This is a genomic window from Nostoc sp. JL23, from assembly GCF_017115065.1.
Taxonomy (GTDB): Bacteria; Cyanobacteriota; Cyanobacteriia; order Cyanobacteriales; family Nostocaceae; genus Nostoc; species Nostoc punctiforme_A.
The window spans coordinates 87767-105393 of record NZ_JABXKN010000154.1 but is presented as its reverse complement, the minus strand read 5'-3'; the positions used below and the strand labels follow the sequence as shown (position 1 = coordinate 105393).

Below are 17627 nucleotides of genomic sequence, written 5' to 3'. Positions count from 1 at the left end.
CACCCTAATTTTAATTTTTTGCCTCTGAATGCTCTCAAATACTTATTTTTTCGTAGCTCCTTTTAGTGATCGCCTATTGTACCCAAGTTTCTCAAACCCAGTCCCCGTGAGCATTTGCCATTTGTGGATGAGTCTAATAAATTTAGTTGCTCTCAGACCATTTTGCCTCCAGAGAAAATTCTTTTCTAAAACCTCCTGCCTCCTGCCTTTTTTCTGTGACATAAGGAGAGAAATCCAGGATTGATCAGGCAATAAAAGGTCATTTATTTTAAAACTGTGGAAAGTTTTGCAACCATGTGAGCACGAGATGAAACTTCAAGCTTGCGAAACATCCTTTTTAAGGCTTGCTTGACAGAGTTTTCAGTAATCCAAAGTTCAGCACTAATTTCTGCATTGGTTTGTCCTTGAGCCACCAAGGAAGCAATTTGCATTTCACGAGGCGTTAAACGCTTTGTCTGTAATAGTGGTTGTTGCAATTGCGCCATTGCCACCCAAGTAGAAATATGCAGACAAAGCGCACTCAAATCTGTAAGATTTTGTGAATCAAATGCAGGCATTCCTTGCTGACGCGTCAAACCTACCACACCCACTAACTCACCATTGCTGACAATTGGCCCTGCCATAACGTGCCAGTGATCGGCACGAGGACAAATCAATTTCCATGTTTTAGGTTCTACTACCAAAGCTTCATGAACAGGGGCATGGCGTTCTAGCAAGTAGCGTGCAACTGGATTGTGTTGAGGTGATAATGCAATTTGCAATGCTTTTTGAATCTTGCTGTCAACTAAAGAAATTTGGGCAAAGAAAAACAGCCCACATCGTGTAGCTGAAAAATACTCACTCATTTGTGCGGATATGTGCGATCGCAAAGTCTGTTCATCTTGAGCTTGAGCAATTCCATGAAATAGAGCTTGTAAGGCAACCATGATTTGCAAAGTGTACTCGTTCGAGGTCTAGGCGCAGTATCGCAACCAGACCTATCTTAGCTTTAGTCACACCAAACCGCTTCGCGGAGTCATTAGTTATTAGTCCTTAGTTTTTTCACCCACTCTGTTGCGAGCTATGTACCAAAAAACTCTTTATTAATGACTAATGACCAATGACTAATTTGTTTGGTTTTTTGGATTACTTTACATGACTGTAAATTCTGGCATTGATGACACACAGATATCCAGGCGCTGGATTCAAATCAGTTTTTTGATCGCAGCAGTGCTTTTCAATCTCTGTTTAATAATCCAAATATTCAGTGTTGGATTGGCTTACTTTTACAACTCTGATTGGTGGAACCTACATATTTGGCTCGTGCGAGGATATGGCGGACTCTCACTAATTTTGTTGATATGGGTGTTTTTGATTCCCTTTCCTCGAAGAGTCCGAAACCTAACAGCAAGTATGCCAGTGCTACTGGGACTGCAATTTCTCACAATTCACTTGCAAACTTCTTTTCCTCTAGCAGTGTTCCATCCACTTATCGGCTTTTCCTTATTCTCTATTTCCATAACCCTAGTGCATCGGACATCGCACATCGTATTTCCCAACCATAACCAAGACTAAATCGTTGAGGAAACACAAGTTTCAATTTTTTTCACGCTATTACAGGAGAAATACAAGTGTCTCAATACGCCGATCCGTCTGTTCTCGTTGATACCCAGTGGCTTGCAAATCATCTTAACGATCCAAATATCCGCATTATTGAAGTAGATATGAGTCCAGAGCCGTACAACAATGCTCACATACCTGGTGCTGTCTTCTGGAACATCTTTACAGACTTACTCTTGCCCGACTTGAAGATAAATTTGGATGCGATCGCTTTTGAGAAACTGATGGCACGTTCAGGCATCACCCATGACACCACAGTGATTGCTTATGGCAGTTATCCGGGAACGGGAGCCTGGATTTTCTGGTTGTTGAAAGTCTTTGGACATGAGAATGTACGAGTTCTCAATGGCGGCTACCAAAAATGGAAATCAGAAATTCGTCCACTAGCAACTGAGTTATCTACGTTTACTTCTACTGATTACCGTGCCAGAGGTATTGATGCTCATCTGCGAGTATTACACGATGAAGTTCAGGTATCGATAGGTAGAAGCAATCGCGTATTGTTGGATGTCCGAACACTGCAAGAATACTCTGGTGAGTGGTTTTTCAATCAGCCACCAAAAGCAGGCGAACGTACTGGACATATTCCAGGTGCAGTGCATTTGGAGCATATCTTAACTCTCAATGAGGATGGAACTTTTAAATCATTTAACGAATTAAAAAATCTTTATGACAGTAAGCGCATTACCCCTGATAAGGAAGTGTTTCCCTACTGTGCTATCGGTGGGCGTTCTGGATATACCTGGTTTGTCTTAAAATATTTATTGGGCTATCCGAATGTTCGGAATTACGATGGCTCTTGGAATGAGTGGAGTCGCCTGCCTGATATAGCGATCGAGAGGTAGTGAGAGTTATTGGGCAATATTACCAATAACCACACCTTTACGGACGGACACCACTACTGCCATCAAGATTAAAATCTCTTAACCTTTCGTTACACTAGAGACATCGAGAAGGAAGAAAGCAAACCTCTCGAAGCTGAAATCAAAGGTGAACGACATGAATGGCACAATTCGCGTTGGTAATCTCTTCGGAATTCCCTTCTATATCCATCCGTCATGGTTTTTAGTTCTGGGTTTAGTAACTTGGAGCTATAGCAGTGGATTGGCGGCGCAATTTCCCCAATTGTCTGCGGGATTAGCTTTGCTATTAGGATTGATGACAGCGCTGATGTTATTTGCCTCTGTCGTCGCCCATGAATTAGGCCACAGTTTTGTTGCGATTAGTCAGGGAATTGATGTCAAATCGATCACGCTGTTTATATTTGGCGGTTTAGCAAGCTTAGAAAAAGAATCGAAAACCCCAGGTGAAGCTTTTTGGGTAGCGATCGCCGGGCCAATGGTAAGCTTACTACTATGCGGTATCGTTACAGCGATCGGTGTTACTACTGCTGCATCAGGGCCGTTAGCTGCAATCCTTGGTGTTCTAGCTTCCGTAAACTTGGCATTAGCGCTATTTAACCTGATTCCTGGCTTGCCCTTAGATGGCGGAAATATACTGAAAGCTATCGTTTGGAAAATTACAGGTAATCCTTATAAAGGTATAACCTTTGCGAGTCGAGTTGGACAAATCTTTGGTTGGGTAGCAATTCTTTCTGGTGTAGTTCCCTTACTATTATTTGGCAACGCCGGTAACTTCTGGAATTTGTTAATTGGCTTCTTCTTATTGCAAAATGCTGGTAATTCGGCTCAATTTGCCAGAGTCCAAGAAAAACTTACAGGTTTGACAGCTCAAGATGCCGTAACTCATGACAGCCCGATTGTCTCTGCTAATCTTACCCTGAGAGAGTTTGCCGATGAGCGAGTCATAAGTGGGCAAAACTGGCATCGGTTCTTAGTGACTGATGATGATGGACAATTAGTAGGTGCGATCGCAGTTGATAATTTAAGAACCATCCCCACAGCACTGTGGTCAGAAACTCAAGTTAAAGAAGTCATGCGACCAATTCCCGAATTTACCACAGTCCAATCAGATCAACCTCTGCTGGAAGTCATGCATTTACTCGAACAACAAAAGCTATCTGTGCTTCCCGTGATTCGTGAGAATGGCGTCCTAGTTGGAATCTTAGAAAAAGCTGCAATTATCCAGCTACTTCAAAGCCGAACCCAACCTAACCCTGCATAGAGACGCAATTCATCGCGTCTATCAAAAAAAACGGTAAACCTTTGTAGAGACGTGATTTGTCACGTCTCTACATTTTTTTATCACCCAAATTTTTGATTGCATGAAAAAACTCCGTACAATTGAAAGAGCCTTATTGACCGTTGCCTCTTATCTGTCCCCGTAAATAAGTTCAAAAATCAAATCGGATTGTTATGTAGCACTCCTATTTAATTTTTGAATAAAACTCAGTATATATCTATTCCCTATTCCCTGTATTTATTTTCCAAGAATTTTTACGAGATATTAGGTATATCCCTAGCAAGGATAGACCTAACACTGACGCAGGTTCGGGTATAGTTTTGATTTTGGCATAAATAGCTGTTGTAGTTGTAGCTTCTTCAAGAGCTTTAATACTTATCTGGCGACTGTCTGGATTAAAACCGGTTAACTCAAGGGTATATTTATTACTTCCAAATGTGAAACTGCGATTACTCAAATTTGTGTCTAAAAATACTAAGTCTGCACTCTTTTCAGGATCTTTTGGGTCGTTAAATGTATTTACTAAACGCAAGTTGAAGTCAAAAACTTGGCTGGTTCCCACAGGTGTGCTGAAAGATACATTGAGATTTAAAGGGACAAATTCAACGCTTGAATCAGTGCGTACCTTTCCATTAAAGTAAGTTAAATCAGCTATTTTGAATACAGAGTTAATGTCCGCAGAAAATGAAGTTCCATTAGAGGTTAGTTTATTTGGAAGTCCTAGTGACGAATTAGCTTGACCCCAAGTAAATGTATTACTTCCCACACCTGTATATATGGGATTAGTATCAGTGATTCCTGGAGTAGGGTTTCCCCATGTCGCACCAGAGATGCCAGAAAAAGTTAGAGCTTGTGCTTGACCAGAGAAACTAAATCCTGTGGTCAAACTCACAAAAAAACTAGATATAGCAGTAGCGAAAACAAAACTAAGTTTCATAATTCTAGGTTTTAATTATCATTCTGGAGTTTCTTTCAAGTAGGTCTTCAATCTACCTTAGTAAATTTACGGAAAATCCGCCAACGTCTTATTGTATTTTTTATAAAAATTTTATGTGTATTTCAAAATAATTTAATGAATAATTTATATTTATTAAGTTAAAATTATGGGTTTTTAAAATATATTTCACTAGTTTGTAATTAGTAAAACGGTAAACTTCTTGCAAAAAGTTCTCTAACACGCTAAACTCAGCAGGAGTTGAGACTTTAACGAAAGTCAAAGGGAAAGTGAGGTTTTTTTTGATTTATGCAAGAAGTCTAGTAATTGTGTAGGCGTAGCCCGTCGTAGACATCGCTACCTTACTTGACTTACCGATAAATTGTCAAGCTGATATCAAGTTATGGTTTTTTGACATTCCTCGCGCTATGGAGAGGAATGGGATTCATAATTTTGACAAAATCTTTGACAACAACTGGCTAGGAATTTTAGATAGAGCCAGATTTTGTCCCTGTATCCCTAACTCATTATGAAAAGCACGAATAGTTTTCACCACATAAGCAAAGGTTGTTTGATAAGCTTCTGGTTGTTTACTTAATCGGTTTAAGGCTTGCAAATGGTTATCTAATGCCACTTCTAAGTGTTGAGAGCGTGTTGCTTTGTCGCCATTAAAAGACTTATCTATTACTAGCTGATAATGTGCTAGTCCCAGGTTATTGTGAGAGGCAAGCAAATCAAAACTTAAAGGAGTGCCGCTAAGTGAGTTAGCCAAAGCTATAGCTTCTTCGTAAGCGCTGATACATAGTTGCAGATACTTTTGCCGTGCCTCTTTAGTAGTCTCAGATAGGTTTGCTAGATGCCAGTAGGCAGTACCCAGATTATTTTGTGTAGCGGCGCAAGCACTGGGAACATTAGCTGGAGTGCGATACTTGAGAGCTTCGCTATAAACATCTATAGCTAGCTGGAGATTTTGGGCAGGTTTTTCGTATTGTGCCAGATTCCAATACGCAGTACCGATATTGTTTTGAATCATGCCATACTTCAGCGGTTCCTCTTCAGGGTTGTAGTGTGCAAGTGCTTCATTGTAAGCTGCGATCGCTTTCTTTAAATGCACAATCGGTTGATTGTATTGCCCTAAATGCCAGTAGGCAGTACCCAAATTATTCTGGCAAGCCGCATACTTTAATGAATCCATATCCGCTGTACGGTAGCTGAGTGCTTCACTGTAAGCGAAAATAGCTTGCTGCCAATTTTCAGATGGGTGAGAGAAACGAGCTAAATCACCATAGGCTGTTCCCAAATTATTTTGCACACGAGCGTAAGTTTCCGAATGTGTCTGGGGCGAAATCATCTTTAACGCCAACTGATAAAATTCTATTGCCTGCTCTATATAAGTTTGTCCCTCCTCAGAATTGGGTGGTGTGCGGTATAGCATCCAGTAGAGTGTACCCAAATCATTCAAGATATCTGGGAGTTGCGGTGAGCTTTCGTCATAGCTAATTGCCTCCTGATAGGCAATAATTGCCACCATCAGGTTTTCTAAATTTGCCTCTCCTTGCTCAATGCGAAGACGGTATAAAGTACCCAACCGATGATAAGCCTCTGCCAGTATCTCCTCTGAAACAAGATTTCCGTGTAATTCTTCAATCTCCAATAAAATCTGCTGTGGTTGTAAGGAATCCTCTGCATTTTGAGTAATACTTGTATTAATTGTTGCTATTATTAGCTCCGTTAACTCACTGCTAATATAAGATAAAGATGACAGCGATTGATTATTACTCCCATTACCAGACCGATTTGTAGATTCCTGTTGTTGTGGCGTAGCCTTCAATAAATCTGCTGGTGATGGTGAAACTTCCTCAGTTTTGTGTACGCGATTCCCTTGTATCTCTACTGGGAAATCAGAATTATTCTCAAACTTGAACTCAGTGGCTGCGGTTCTGAGTTCTGGTTGGTTAGCTGATTCATCTAGAATCGACTGCTCAATATTCCCTAAATCCAAGCTTCCTGAACGTGAAAAACGTTCTGGATAGGCCAAATTCTGAGTTACTGGTGTGGGTTCTCCAGCAAACACAAATACGCCAGTACGACAACGCCAAAACTGTGGTGCTGATTGCTTGATAGCCGATAACCAAGGACGTGGTATCCACAACAGCAAGTTAGATTCCAGGAATCGGCTAGATTCTTGTGTAGAGAAATATTGTTCGCTTAAGCGGAGATAGTGCAAAAATAACCGCTGTGTCGCTACTGATTGCTTAGTGAGATGCTCCACGCCGACAATCTGAAATGCTGGTACTGGAAAAGGTTTTCCAGGAGTATCTTTTGATGCCCCAACAATTGGCGGTGGATAATTAGTCAACCATTGATTAATCTGGATTATGGGGTTCGGATCGTTTAAATTCAAACGCAACGTGACTAATCGCGGATAAGCTGGAGTGCTATTTTCCTGAGCATTTGATGATTGATATAGCACCTGTCCAACAGGATAAGCTAATGTAGAATGCAAACGGGCTGCTACCTGATTTCTTAAGTATAAATCATCACAAACTGCTAAAAGAATTTGTCGTCGTAAGCCAAGACTTAAGGCAAGTTTCAGGCGGTGGTATACTTGCCGATTCCAAGTAGAATTATTGTTGTGTGCAGTATCATTCACGCTCATAGCGGCTAAAGAGCCAAAACACAGTACATATCACCTTTTTGGGTGTATCCAGTGGGACAAACTCATACCAATTCAAAATTCAAAATGACGCTCTCTACGAGACGCTAAAAGCGTAGCTTGCTTCTCTGTAAGAGTACGCGGACTCGCTCTAAGCGAAGCCATGCCGAAGGCTTTACGCTGCGCTAACAAAAATCAAAATTAAGAAAGCCAGACAGAACACAGGTTTGGGAGTATGTATCTGTCACATCCTTTTTTCAAATTGGTCTCATACTAAAAATTATTTTTAACAAGTAGATGTTGTGCTACTCAGGATATATTCAGCATTCAATTATAGTCGGAACAATAAAGTATAATTATATACTTTTATTCCTAGTTCAATTTTAACAAAAAATAAAAAAGCAGGCCCCTCTTAAAATCGGAACCTGAAAAACTATAAAGAAAATGAAGTTTTCTTAAAATGTTTTACGATCAACTGCTCTTAGAAACAAAGAAGGCGACTACAATCAAGCCGACAACCAAAACTGTAGCGGCAATTCCTAGTAGGAGATAAGTTCGCTTTTGCCCCTCTGTGGGAGGTTCTGCTTGATAAATCTTTGGTTCCCGGGCAAAATTATTCAGAAGACCGCCTTCTTCATTGGTATAGGGCATGAATGAATTCCTTTATCTTTATCGTTAATTTAATGTTACATAAATGCTAAATCTGGTCTTAAACTGCTAGATAAATCGTTACATTGGGGATTTAAAAGAGGTAGCGGTGCAGGGGAGCAGAGGGGCAGAGGAGACAAGGTGACTTGTGAGAATTTACAACAAGTTTTTCCCCTTGTCCCCTTGTGCTGTTCCCCATGCCCCATGCCCTACTCCCCATTTTCTAACTAGTAATCGTCCCAGTTAGAGGTGAACTAGGACTGGCGTAATCTTTAATAGGCATTCTGCCAGCAAGGTATGCTAGACGACCGGCGACTGTTGCTAAATTCATGGCACGAGCCATTGCTGCTGGGTTTGGAGAAAGAGCGATCGCACTATTAATCAACAAAGCATCTGCTCCCAATTCCATTGCCTGGGCGGCTTCTGAGGGTGAACCAATACCAGCATCTACCACCACTGGCACACCTGCATTTTCGATGATGATTTGGATATTGGCAGTTGTTTTCAGTCCTTGTCCAGAACCAATTGGTGATGCCAAAGGCATGACTGTAGCACAACCTACCTCTTCTAAACGCTTGGCTAACATGGGGTCAGCATTGATATAGGGCAATACTGCAAAGCCTTCTTTAACTAGTTGTTCTGCTGCTTGCAATGTCCCAATCGGGTCTGGGAGTAAATACTTAAGATCGGGTATTACTTCTAACTTTATAAAGTTATTATCTTCCTGCCCCAACAATTTCGCCATTTCTCGCCCCAAACGCGCCACCCGAATTGCCTCTTCGGCAGTTTGACAACCTGCGGTATTGGGTAACATCCAGATTTTCGTCCAATCCAAGGCTTCAGCTAAACCTTCATGTCCCGGAGCCTTGGTTTGTACCCTTCGGACTGCTACGGTGACAATCTGGCAATCGCTGGCGGCGATGCTTTGCTGCATTTCCTCAATGCTGCGATACTTACCAGTTCCCGTCATTAAGCGGGATTGGAAGGTTTTGCCAGCGATAATTAGTGGGGAGTCTTGAGTGGGGAGTAGGGATATAGCAGAGTGATGTCCGTTGGAGAAATTGGCAGAGTGAGTCAGCATTGGGGTGGAGGTAGATGACTTGGACTGGAAACGCGAATAGTGAAAATTAGCAAGTAGGGGGTCAGACTTTTGTTCCAAGATTAAATCGGCAATCAAAGCGGCGGTTACGGGCGCAAGTAGAATTCCATTGCGGTAGTGACCCGTAGCAAAGGTTAAATTTTGACAGTGGCTAGTGCCAAGAATGGGTAATTCATCAGGGGTCGTTGGGCGAAATCCCCACCAAAATTCCTGGATGGGATAATGCTTTAATTGGGGATAGAGGCGGATAGCACCTTGTAGTAATTTTTGAATACCTTCTGGGGTGTTGTTGGGGATAAAGCCAACGTCTTCACTTGTTGCTCCAATAACCAAGCGATCGCGTCTTGGTACGATGTAAATATTTTGCCCGAACAAAACCCGCTTCAAAGGCAATTCCGGCGAAACTTCTGGTATCCGCACACTCAGCATTTGTCCTTTTCTAGGTAGCACAGGTAGCGGTAACAATTCATTTGACCAAGCACCTGAAGCTAAAACATAGTGCGCGGCGCGAATTATTCCAGCATTGGTTTGGACGCCAATCACTTGTCCCTGCTGCTGTAAAAATGCTTCTACTGTAATACCGTCTTTGAGTTCAACACCAACAGACTCAGCCGCCGTCCGCAATACGCAAGCGAGAGCTTTATTATCAACTTGTGCGTCTTCAGGATACCACCAGCCACCAACTACCTCGGCTCCCAATCCTGGCTGATATTGATGAATTGCCTCTTTGTTTAACCAGTAAGAAGGGGATGAAGGAGATGAGGAGGAAAGACTTTCCCCTCTGCTCCTCTGCTCCCCTGCTCTCCTGCCCCCCTGCCCCCCTGCCTCTTCAAAGACGGGTGCAAGGATACCACAGGCACGGTAGCCAGTATTTAAGCCTGTCAGTTCTTCTAATTTGCGCGTCCAGTCGGGATATAAAGCACGCGATCGCCAACACAAGGAACGCATTGCCCCATTAGGGATGTTTTCCGCATCTGGTGCCAACATCCCGGCGGCGGCGTGGGTAGCGGCAGCCTGGAAGTCACGACAAAGCACGGTGACGTTTGTCCCGCGCAATTTTAGTTCAATGGCGATCGCTAAACCTATAACGCCGCCACCAATAATCACAGTCTCACTAATCATTAGTCATTAGTCATTAGTCATTAGTCATCTATCATTAGCTATTTATCATTAGTACATAACTAATAACTCATAACTTATAACTTATAACTCGTAACTAAAGACGGATCTATCTTTACCACAAAGCGCGAATTGGTTCGTTGCCTTGATTTGTATCGCTAGATGGTGTGCTGGTTTCTGAAGAATCTGTATTGCCATCTGTTGTACTGTCAGTTGAGTCATCGGCAGAATTTTGAGCAACGTTACTCCTGTTGTCAGGTCTTGGGGCTACAATACCGCGTCTGTTTTCGTTTGTTTCAGTTGTTTCGTTTCCTTCTGTTGCAGTTTCTTCATTCTTGCTGCCAGCACTGCTATTAACATTGATATTAGCTGGCAGGACTTCTGATTTCTTATCACTGGGAGCGTTAGCAGTTTGTACGCCCATCGGAAAGTTGATGCCCAGTAATGTACCAAGCAGAATGGCTAAACCGCCAGCCATTAAAATTAAGGGTGTCCATCTACCCATCTTGTCTTAACTCCTTTCTTTTTAACCTTTTGGTGTCCACACTATTTGAGAACCCTGTCCCCAAAATCCATCAAACTTTGTCACTTTCACGTCGCCTAAAACCTGAGTTTGACAGGCTAAACGCAAGTCTGTTGTAGGAGAATGGGGAGGAAGCGAACGCCGTACTCGATCGCGCCAGTTCGCTGCTGATACTTTGCCCTCTACCTTAACCGCGCAGGTACCGCAACTGCCAATGCCCCGACAGTTTATTACTTTAGCACCGTCATTGTAAAGATCAATACTATTGTGCAGCAAAACCTTGCGGAGATTGCTTCCATACTCGCAATCAATTGTTTTACCTTCTGCTAGTACTTTAGGCATTTTTAAATTGCCAAACTGGCTTTTTGTTGTATATTGACACATTGCCTCGAAAGTTGTCTCGTCGGTCCCAGTTTTATGACCACAAATTCCTCACCTCAACTTTGGCTCTATGACACTACATTACGGGATGGCACTCAGCGCGAGGGGCTATCTGTATCGATAGAAGATAAGTTACGCATTGCCCGTAGACTCGATCAACTGGGAATTCCCTTTATTGAAGGTGGTTGGCCTGGTGCCAATCCCAAGGATGTACAATTTTTCTGGCAACTTCAAGAAGATCCGCTAAAACAAGCTGAAATTGTTGCTTTTTGCTCGACTCGACGCCCTAACTCCACTGCCGCCACCGAACCGATGCTACAGGATATTTTGGCTGCGGGAACTCGCTGGGTAACGATTTTTGGCAAGTCTTGGGATTTACATGTGACAACCGGACTGAAGACGACATTAGAAGAAAATTTGGCGATGATTCGCGACACCATTGAGTACCTCCGTTCTCAAGGTCGTCGCATTATCTACGATGCCGAACATTGGTTTGATGGTTATAAGCACAATCGAGATTATGCTTTACAGACATTAGAGGCTGCGATCGCCTCTGGTGCTGAATGGCTAGTCCTCTGTGATACCAATGGTGGTACTTTACCACACGAAATTAGCCAAATTGTTCAAGATGTCATTAGTCATTTGTCATTAGTCATTTGTCAAGAACCAATGACCAAGGACAAAGGACAAAGGACAATGCCCCAAATTGGAATTCATACTCATAACGATTCGGAAATGGCGGTTGCTAACGCAATAGCCGCCGTAATGGCAGGGGCAAAGATGGTACAGGGCACAATTAATGGTTACGGTGAACGTTGCGGTAATGCTAACCTCTGTTCGTTAATTCCCAATTTACAACTGAAGGCGGGTTACAGTTGTATCACAGAAGACCAGCTCACACAACTTACAGAAGCTAGTCGTTTTGTGAGTGAGGTTGTCAACCTTGCGCCAGATGAACACGCTCCCTTTGTGGGACGTTCGGCTTTTGCCCATAAGGGCGGTATTCATGTATCAGCAGTGGAACGTAATCCCCTAACTTACGAACACATTCAGCCGGAACAAGTCGGGAATCGTCGCCGCATTGTGATTTCGGAACAGTCTGGACTGAGTAATGTTTTAGCCAAAGCCCGCAGTTTTGGGATTGAATTGGATCAGCAAAAGGCAGAGGCTAGAGAAATTCTCCAGCGTCTCAAAGATTTGGAGAGTGAAGGATTTCAATTTGAAGCAGCAGAGGCCAGTTTTGTGCTGTTGATGCACGAAGCTTTAGGAGACCGCCAGAAGTTTTTTGAAGTCAAAGGTTTTCAAGTCCACTGCGACTTGATTGAAGGGAAAGAAGCTAGCAATGCCCTAGCTACAGTCAAAGTCGCTGTTGACGGGAAAAATATTTTGGAGGCGGCGGAAGGTAACGGGCCCGTTGCAGCTTTGGATGCAGCTTTACGCAAGGCTTTGGTGAACTTTTATCCCCAAATTGCAACCTTTGATTTGACAGATTACAAAGTGCGGATTCTCAACGGACATACGGGCACTGCGGCGAAAACCCGTGTGTTGGTAGAATCAGGCAATGGTCGTCAACGCTGGACAACAGTAGGGGTTTCCACCAATATTTTGGCGGCTTCCTATCAAGCGGTGGTAGAGGGCTTGGAATACGGTTTGTTGTTACATTCTCAAGCAGAAGCAGCGGTGAAAGCTTCTAGTTGACAAAAGGGATATGTAGTGTAAGGAAAGTTTGCGTTTTTGGATGAAAAGGGGAAGCGATCGCTATTTGGCGATCGCTTCTTATGATCTATTAAAAATTTTTCTGCTTATATAGCGAAAAAGCGGTTGTGAAAAGTAGCTCTACCAATTGCGCCATCCACCTTTGGGTGCAACTTCATTATTAGTAGACTTCAGTCCGTGACTTTGCAACAGAGTTTGATATTCAGTGCTGCTTGCCCAACGGTCAATTTCTCGCGCCCGCAGTACTGGCACTGGATGGGTTAATTGGGCTGTACGGGCAGCTTTGACCATTTCACCCAGTTCTGTCTTGCTAATATCATCGTAAGCGCGAGCTTGGGCAACAAAGGCATCGAGATTCAGTTGGGGCGCTAAGGTGGGAGAACCACCTGCCAACTTCATCAACACGGACATGACAACTTTCGGGTCTTGGGTTGCTAGTAATGCGGCGCGATCGCAGGTAAACTCAGCACAACGTACCCATTCCAAAAGTTGCGCCTGTATGGCTTGGGCAACGATAGTACCGACATTGGGCACAATCGCCGCAGCTAATATTAATAAATTTACAGGTGTCAAGTAAACGCTATGGTCACACTTGAGATGCCCCAACTCATGGGCAATTACTGCCTGTATTTCTTCTGGTGTGAGAATATCAATCAGGGAAGTGTGTAGCACGACAAAAGGCTGCTTACCCCGCACAGCAAAAGTATAGGCGTTAGGAGCCGGATGTTGCCGGACGTACAACTGGGGAGGATCTATATCCAGGATTTTACAGGCATCTAACAACAGCTTGTATAAATCGGGTAGTTGCTTTTCACCCACCAAAATGCTAGAGGCAATATTTTCCACATAAAAAACCTGCTCTGCCATTGGCCCGAGCCAATTTCGCACCAACATATCTATGCCCGGTATCTGCTTGAGCGCTCTGGTAGCTTCCAGGTCTAATGGGTGACGAAATGAGTCAGCTTTTAAACCAATCAGCGGGGTTTTGAAGAAAGACATAGTGCAACAAGCTATAAAAAAATACAACTATGGAATCTGGCTGGATAGATAAACAGCCTCCCACAGTTAGTATAACGATTTCAGTTGGGGGTTTCCTTTCTTGCATAGTCGTAACTTTCGCTATCACTGCTCATTTCCCCCTTTTGCTGCATACGCCTACCGGGTAAACCCTCTCCTTTAGTATCCGTTGCAGTTAATCTTGATTGGACACACTAATTTACGCTCGGAGAATTGAATGCGCTTTGGTTTTTTTACTTTATGTGTTCTCGCACTAGCGACAACTTCTGGGCACGCCGCTCAGTCTCCCAAAATCCCAGCACTGGTAATGACCAGCCCGGATTCAGCTGACGCCAACTATGAAGATAAATGCAGCAACGGCGGCAACCTTGACCAGTTTAATCGCGATAAGTTTCTTAAACTTATGCTTGCTAATAAAAAATCAAAGCTATCTCTTCTGAAAGTAGCTCTCCTCAATGAAATTAAACAAAGTGGTGATGAGCCACGAGGCGAGGGTGTCCATATTGGTGAATGGAATCAAACCTTCCATGAGCGAAGTGGTTGTGGCACAAACACTAACAGTTACTCAGCATTTGTTGTCACTGTGACTGGTGGAAATGCAAACCATACGGTCGTGAAATACCTGGTAACAATTGATGATGACGATAACGCAGGCAAAAGAACCCTCAAGATCCGCGACATCCGTCCAATCAACCTACGAAATGATAATTGAGCAAGCCATTTCTCCTCGCTTCCTAGTTTCAACTCTCTGAAATTTAGAAGCTTCAAAGCCTTGTTGTACCGTGAGAAAACTAAGTATAGTATTTCATTAATTTATAGCGAATTTATGAAAAGTAATACCGTGCAATGCCAATACGTCAGCTTGAATTGTTAATGCAATAGCCGCCTTGTTAATGCGTTAGCTTGTATTGTTAATGCAATAGCCGCCTTGTTAATGCGTCAGCTTGTATTGTTAATGCAGTGGCCGCCTTGTTAATGCGTCAGCTTGCATTGTTAATGCGTTCCCCTGAATTAAAAACGCTACGCTTTTACGCAAAACTGTACTAAGCATGAAGCTACAACTAGTGGCACGATCAAAGTAAATCGTCTTTTTCTGTTGTCACTATGAAGATATTAATACTGAATGCCGGATCGAGCAGCCAAAAGAGTTGTCTGTATGAAATTGCAGATGAAACTCTTCCCAGTCAAGCACCCCAACCCCTTTGGGAAGGGAAAATCAACTGGACTCAAGATCGGGCTGTCGCAGAAATTGAGGTGAAAACTGCTACGGGTGGAACGCTGCAAAAATCAATCTCTGGTGATTCTCCACAGGCGCACCTCACCTATATGCTCAATACACTTGATCGTGATGATACCAAGGTAATCGAGCGGTTGTCAGAAATCGATGTGGTGGGGCATCGAATAGTACATGGTGGACAGGATTATCGAGATAGTGTGGTAATTACGGAGGATGTCAAAAAGGCGATCGCTGATCTGTCTAACCTGGCTCCAGCACATAATCCAGTGGGTTTGGAAGGTATAGAAGCAATTGAACAAATCTTAGGAGATGTCACCCAAGTAGCAGCCTTTGATACCGGATTTCATGGTACTTTACCCGATGCAACAGCAATCTATCCCGGCCCATATCAGTGGGTAGAGCAAGGTATTCGCCGCTATGGGTTTCATGGTATTAGTCACCAATACTGTTCTCAACGTGCTGTCCAAATTCTCGGTCGAGATGTTGCATCTGAGCGGTTAATTATCTGCCATTTGGGCAATGGTTGCTCTTTAGCGGCGATTAAAAACGGTCGCAGTATTGATACCACTATGGGATTCACGCCTGTAGAAGGATTGATGATGGGTAGTCGTTCTGGTTCAGTCGATCCAGGGATTCTGATTTACCTGTTGCGGCACTGCAATTACTCTGTAGAAAAGTTGGATGAGTTATTAAATAAAGCTTCTGGGTTAAAGGGAATTTCGGGTGTATCTAGTGATATGCGTGAAGTGAGAGAAGCGATGTCTCAAGGCAATTCCCGCGCTCAACTGGCGTGGGATATCTACGTGCATCGCTTGCGTTCTGGTATTGGCGCAATGCTTACTAGTTTGGGCGGATTAGATGCTTTAGTGTTCACAGCAGGTGTGGGCGAACACTCTCCAGAAATTCGCCAAGCCACTTGTGAAGCCTTTGGATTTATCGGACTGAAAATAGACCTTAAGAAAAATCAACAGCAGCCTGTGGATGAGGATATTGCTACACCCGATTCAGCAGTACGGATATTGGTTATTCATACTCAAGAAGATTGGGCGATCGCCGGGCAATGTTGGCAGCTATTGAAACGTAATTAGAAAGTCTGATTTAATTTGGGCAACATTGTTTGAATATTTCAGCTACCCTAATCTTTTTCTTAAAACAGTCTTTCACAACAAAATATCTTTTGCAATGCCTCACACCCAATTTTCAAGCTATTAACCAACGCATAAAGACTTTACCAATTTGCCCTACTATCAAACTAAAAACCCATTGTAATAACGGCCCAATTAGTGACAAAAGTAGCAAAAATAAGAAATTAGTGGGAGTAAAAATAAAAATACTAGAAGTGACACAAGTTACTCCCCACGCCAGCCAATTTCGATATTGAGAACTAATATAAGTCCATCTTGGAAGCTGACTAACCAGCCAAACTAATTTATTGTCTAGCGTAGCCTTATTATTAAAGCAAATCTTATCACTAAAACAGTTGTAGTACCAAATAGAAGCTAGTAATTTTGGTGGAATATATAAAGAGCAGCCTATTTCTCGCGCTTGCTCAATTTGTTTTAAAACTGTCTTATTTAGATAAAAAGTATACTGTCCTGGTTCAACCCTAATTTCAAGTTCAATAGGAGTGCCTTGAGGTATTTGCACAAAGAAAGAGAGTTGAACATCAGCTTCATTATCTGTATGTATTTTCTCAGCGTTCATTGTCGGGATAATTTTGCGATATTTTGTATAATACCAATCAGAAAATCTAGTGTTCCACGCCACTGCTTTTCTCCAGCAACTACCCCTTCATTATGTATTTTTAGGATTAAATTTCTATCCCCATCAGGTAATTGAAATAGCTTTTTATGGTAACGACTAATAATATCTCCATCTAACTGCATAACAGTTTGAGCATAAATAACATCGATATCTACGCTGGTAATATTCCCACTATTAAGTGCAGCTTTAAGCTCAGGCATTTTCCGCAGTGTACGAATAAATTTGTCATTATTCAAAAGTTCTTCAATCTCTTTCCACCTTTGCTGCAAACTTTTTAGATTATTTTCTTCTCGATCTGCGACAGGAGTTGGAGCAGGCAATATTGGTCGAGCTAACTTAATGTATACCTCATCAGTTGGAACAATATTTGCTTTATGTTCCACCTGATATTTAAGACGCTCTTGATATTGTATTATCCTGGAATCTGGCTCATTAGTCTCATTACTTTGTTCAAGGAGAATGTAAAAATATTCTCTTTCAAGTTGCGAAAATAGACTCGTATAACGCTTACGTAGCTCTTGAGCTTGAGTTTTTTCTGGTTCTGGTAAATCGTCTGGATTTGGAATTCCTTGAGCATCAAAGTAGTCTTTATCATTTATTGAATAAATCTCTTCATACGCTTGCCAAGCATTAAACTTTGCGCCAGTAATTTGCTCCACAACCATTGTATTTACTTCTAAAGCTGTAATATCATCAACTAATCCATGTACAGATGAGACTACTTTTTCTAGCAAATCTTTAGCTTGTTCTTGAATTTTATTAGGCATAGTCTTCCTTGATTTCTCTAAGGCA

The 17627-nt window shown here is 42.5% G+C and carries 16 protein-coding genes; 6 read left to right on the top strand and 10 right to left on the bottom strand.

The window, feature by feature from the left end; all coding sequences use genetic code 11:
- Positions 1–263 precede the first annotated feature (263 nt).
- Positions 264–926, bottom strand: a complete 663-nt coding sequence (locus HWQ42_RS34625) for a LuxR C-terminal-related transcriptional regulator (protein WP_292820495.1) — start codon at positions 924–926, stop codon at positions 264–266.
- Positions 927–1134: 208 nt separating this feature from the next.
- Between HWQ42_RS34625 and HWQ42_RS34620 the strand changes: the two genes are divergently transcribed.
- The 3 genes from HWQ42_RS34620 (at position 1135) to HWQ42_RS34610 (ending at position 3723) form a co-directional block, all read left to right on the top strand.
- Entirely contained in the window at positions 1135–1554 is a 420-nt protein-coding gene (locus HWQ42_RS34620; RefSeq protein WP_292820492.1) for a DUF6220 domain-containing protein, read from the top strand.
- Positions 1555–1610: 56 nt separating this feature from the next.
- Positions 1611–2444 (top strand): sulfurtransferase, encoded by an 834-nt coding sequence (locus HWQ42_RS34615; protein WP_292820489.1) that lies wholly within the window; start codon positions 1611–1613, stop codon positions 2442–2444.
- 154 nt (positions 2445–2598) lie between these two features.
- Positions 2599–3723 (top strand): site-2 protease family protein, encoded by a 1125-nt coding sequence (locus HWQ42_RS34610; RefSeq protein ID WP_292820486.1) that lies wholly within the window; start codon positions 2599–2601, stop codon positions 3721–3723.
- Between the two features lie 235 nt (positions 3724–3958).
- Here HWQ42_RS34610 and HWQ42_RS34605 read toward each other — a convergent pair whose 3' ends face one another.
- The 6 genes from HWQ42_RS34605 to HWQ42_RS34580 all read right to left on the bottom strand — a co-directional run bounded on the left by HWQ42_RS34605 (position 3959) and on the right by HWQ42_RS34580 (position 11062).
- Positions 3959–4678 carry a choice-of-anchor K domain-containing protein gene (locus HWQ42_RS34605; RefSeq protein ID WP_292820483.1) on the bottom strand — a complete coding sequence of 240 codons (720 nt, stop codon included), beginning with the start codon at positions 4676–4678 and terminating at the stop codon, positions 3959–3961.
- A gap of 442 nt (positions 4679–5120) precedes the next feature.
- Complete coding sequence (locus HWQ42_RS34600) at positions 5121–7334, bottom strand: tetratricopeptide repeat protein (RefSeq protein WP_292820480.1); 2214 nt, start codon at positions 7332–7334, stop codon at positions 5121–5123.
- A gap of 468 nt (positions 7335–7802) precedes the next feature.
- The gene (locus tag HWQ42_RS34595) at positions 7803–7982 is read right to left on the bottom strand and encodes a ssl1498 family light-harvesting-like protein (protein WP_292820476.1); all 180 of its coding nucleotides are present in this window, start codon (positions 7980–7982) and stop codon (positions 7803–7805) included.
- 220 nt (positions 7983–8202) lie between these two features.
- The gene (gene thiO / locus HWQ42_RS34590; protein ID WP_292820473.1) at positions 8203–10200 is read right to left on the bottom strand and encodes a glycine oxidase ThiO; all 1998 of its coding nucleotides are present in this window, start codon (positions 10198–10200) and stop codon (positions 8203–8205) included.
- A 112-nt stretch (positions 10201–10312) separates the two neighbouring features.
- A complete protein-coding gene (locus tag HWQ42_RS34585) occupies positions 10313–10702 on the bottom strand; it encodes a hypothetical protein (RefSeq protein WP_292741652.1) in 390 nt (129 codons plus the stop codon).
- 21 nt (positions 10703–10723) lie between these two features.
- Entirely contained in the window at positions 10724–11062 is a 339-nt protein-coding gene (locus HWQ42_RS34580; protein ID WP_292820470.1) for a 2Fe-2S iron-sulfur cluster-binding protein, read from the bottom strand.
- Between the two features lie 75 nt (positions 11063–11137).
- Here HWQ42_RS34580 and cimA point away from each other — a divergent pair, with 75 nt between their 5' ends.
- Entirely contained in the window at positions 11138–12799 is a 1662-nt protein-coding gene (gene cimA, locus HWQ42_RS34575) for a citramalate synthase (RefSeq protein ID WP_292820466.1), read from the top strand.
- Between the two features lie 138 nt (positions 12800–12937).
- Here the strand turns inward: cimA and HWQ42_RS34570 are convergent, their stop codons facing one another.
- Positions 12938–13816: a M48 family metallopeptidase gene (locus HWQ42_RS34570; RefSeq protein WP_292741649.1), complete on the bottom strand. Its 879-nt coding sequence runs from the start codon at positions 13814–13816 to the stop codon at positions 12938–12940.
- 235 nt (positions 13817–14051) lie between these two features.
- On the opposite strand from HWQ42_RS34570, the gene HWQ42_RS34565 reads away from it, so the two are divergent.
- Together HWQ42_RS34565 and HWQ42_RS34560 are read left to right on the top strand one after the other, a co-directional pair.
- Positions 14052–14546, top strand: coding sequence for a hypothetical protein (locus tag HWQ42_RS34565; protein ID WP_292820463.1), 495 nt, complete (start codon positions 14052–14054; stop codon positions 14544–14546).
- 392 nt (positions 14547–14938) lie between these two features.
- On the top strand, positions 14939–16159 hold the full coding sequence (locus HWQ42_RS34560) for an acetate kinase (protein ID WP_292820460.1): 1221 nt from the start codon (positions 14939–14941) through the stop codon (positions 16157–16159).
- A gap of 112 nt (positions 16160–16271) precedes the next feature.
- Here the strand turns inward: HWQ42_RS34560 and HWQ42_RS34555 are convergent, their stop codons facing one another.
- Positions 16272–16775 (bottom strand): hypothetical protein, encoded by a 504-nt coding sequence (locus HWQ42_RS34555; protein ID WP_292820457.1) that lies wholly within the window; start codon positions 16773–16775, stop codon positions 16272–16274.
- Positions 16772–17602 (bottom strand): hypothetical protein, encoded by an 831-nt coding sequence (locus HWQ42_RS34550; protein WP_292820455.1) that lies wholly within the window; start codon positions 17600–17602, stop codon positions 16772–16774. Before HWQ42_RS34550 ends, HWQ42_RS34555 begins: the two co-directional genes overlap by 4 nt.
- Between the last annotated feature and the right edge of the window lie 25 nt (positions 17603–17627).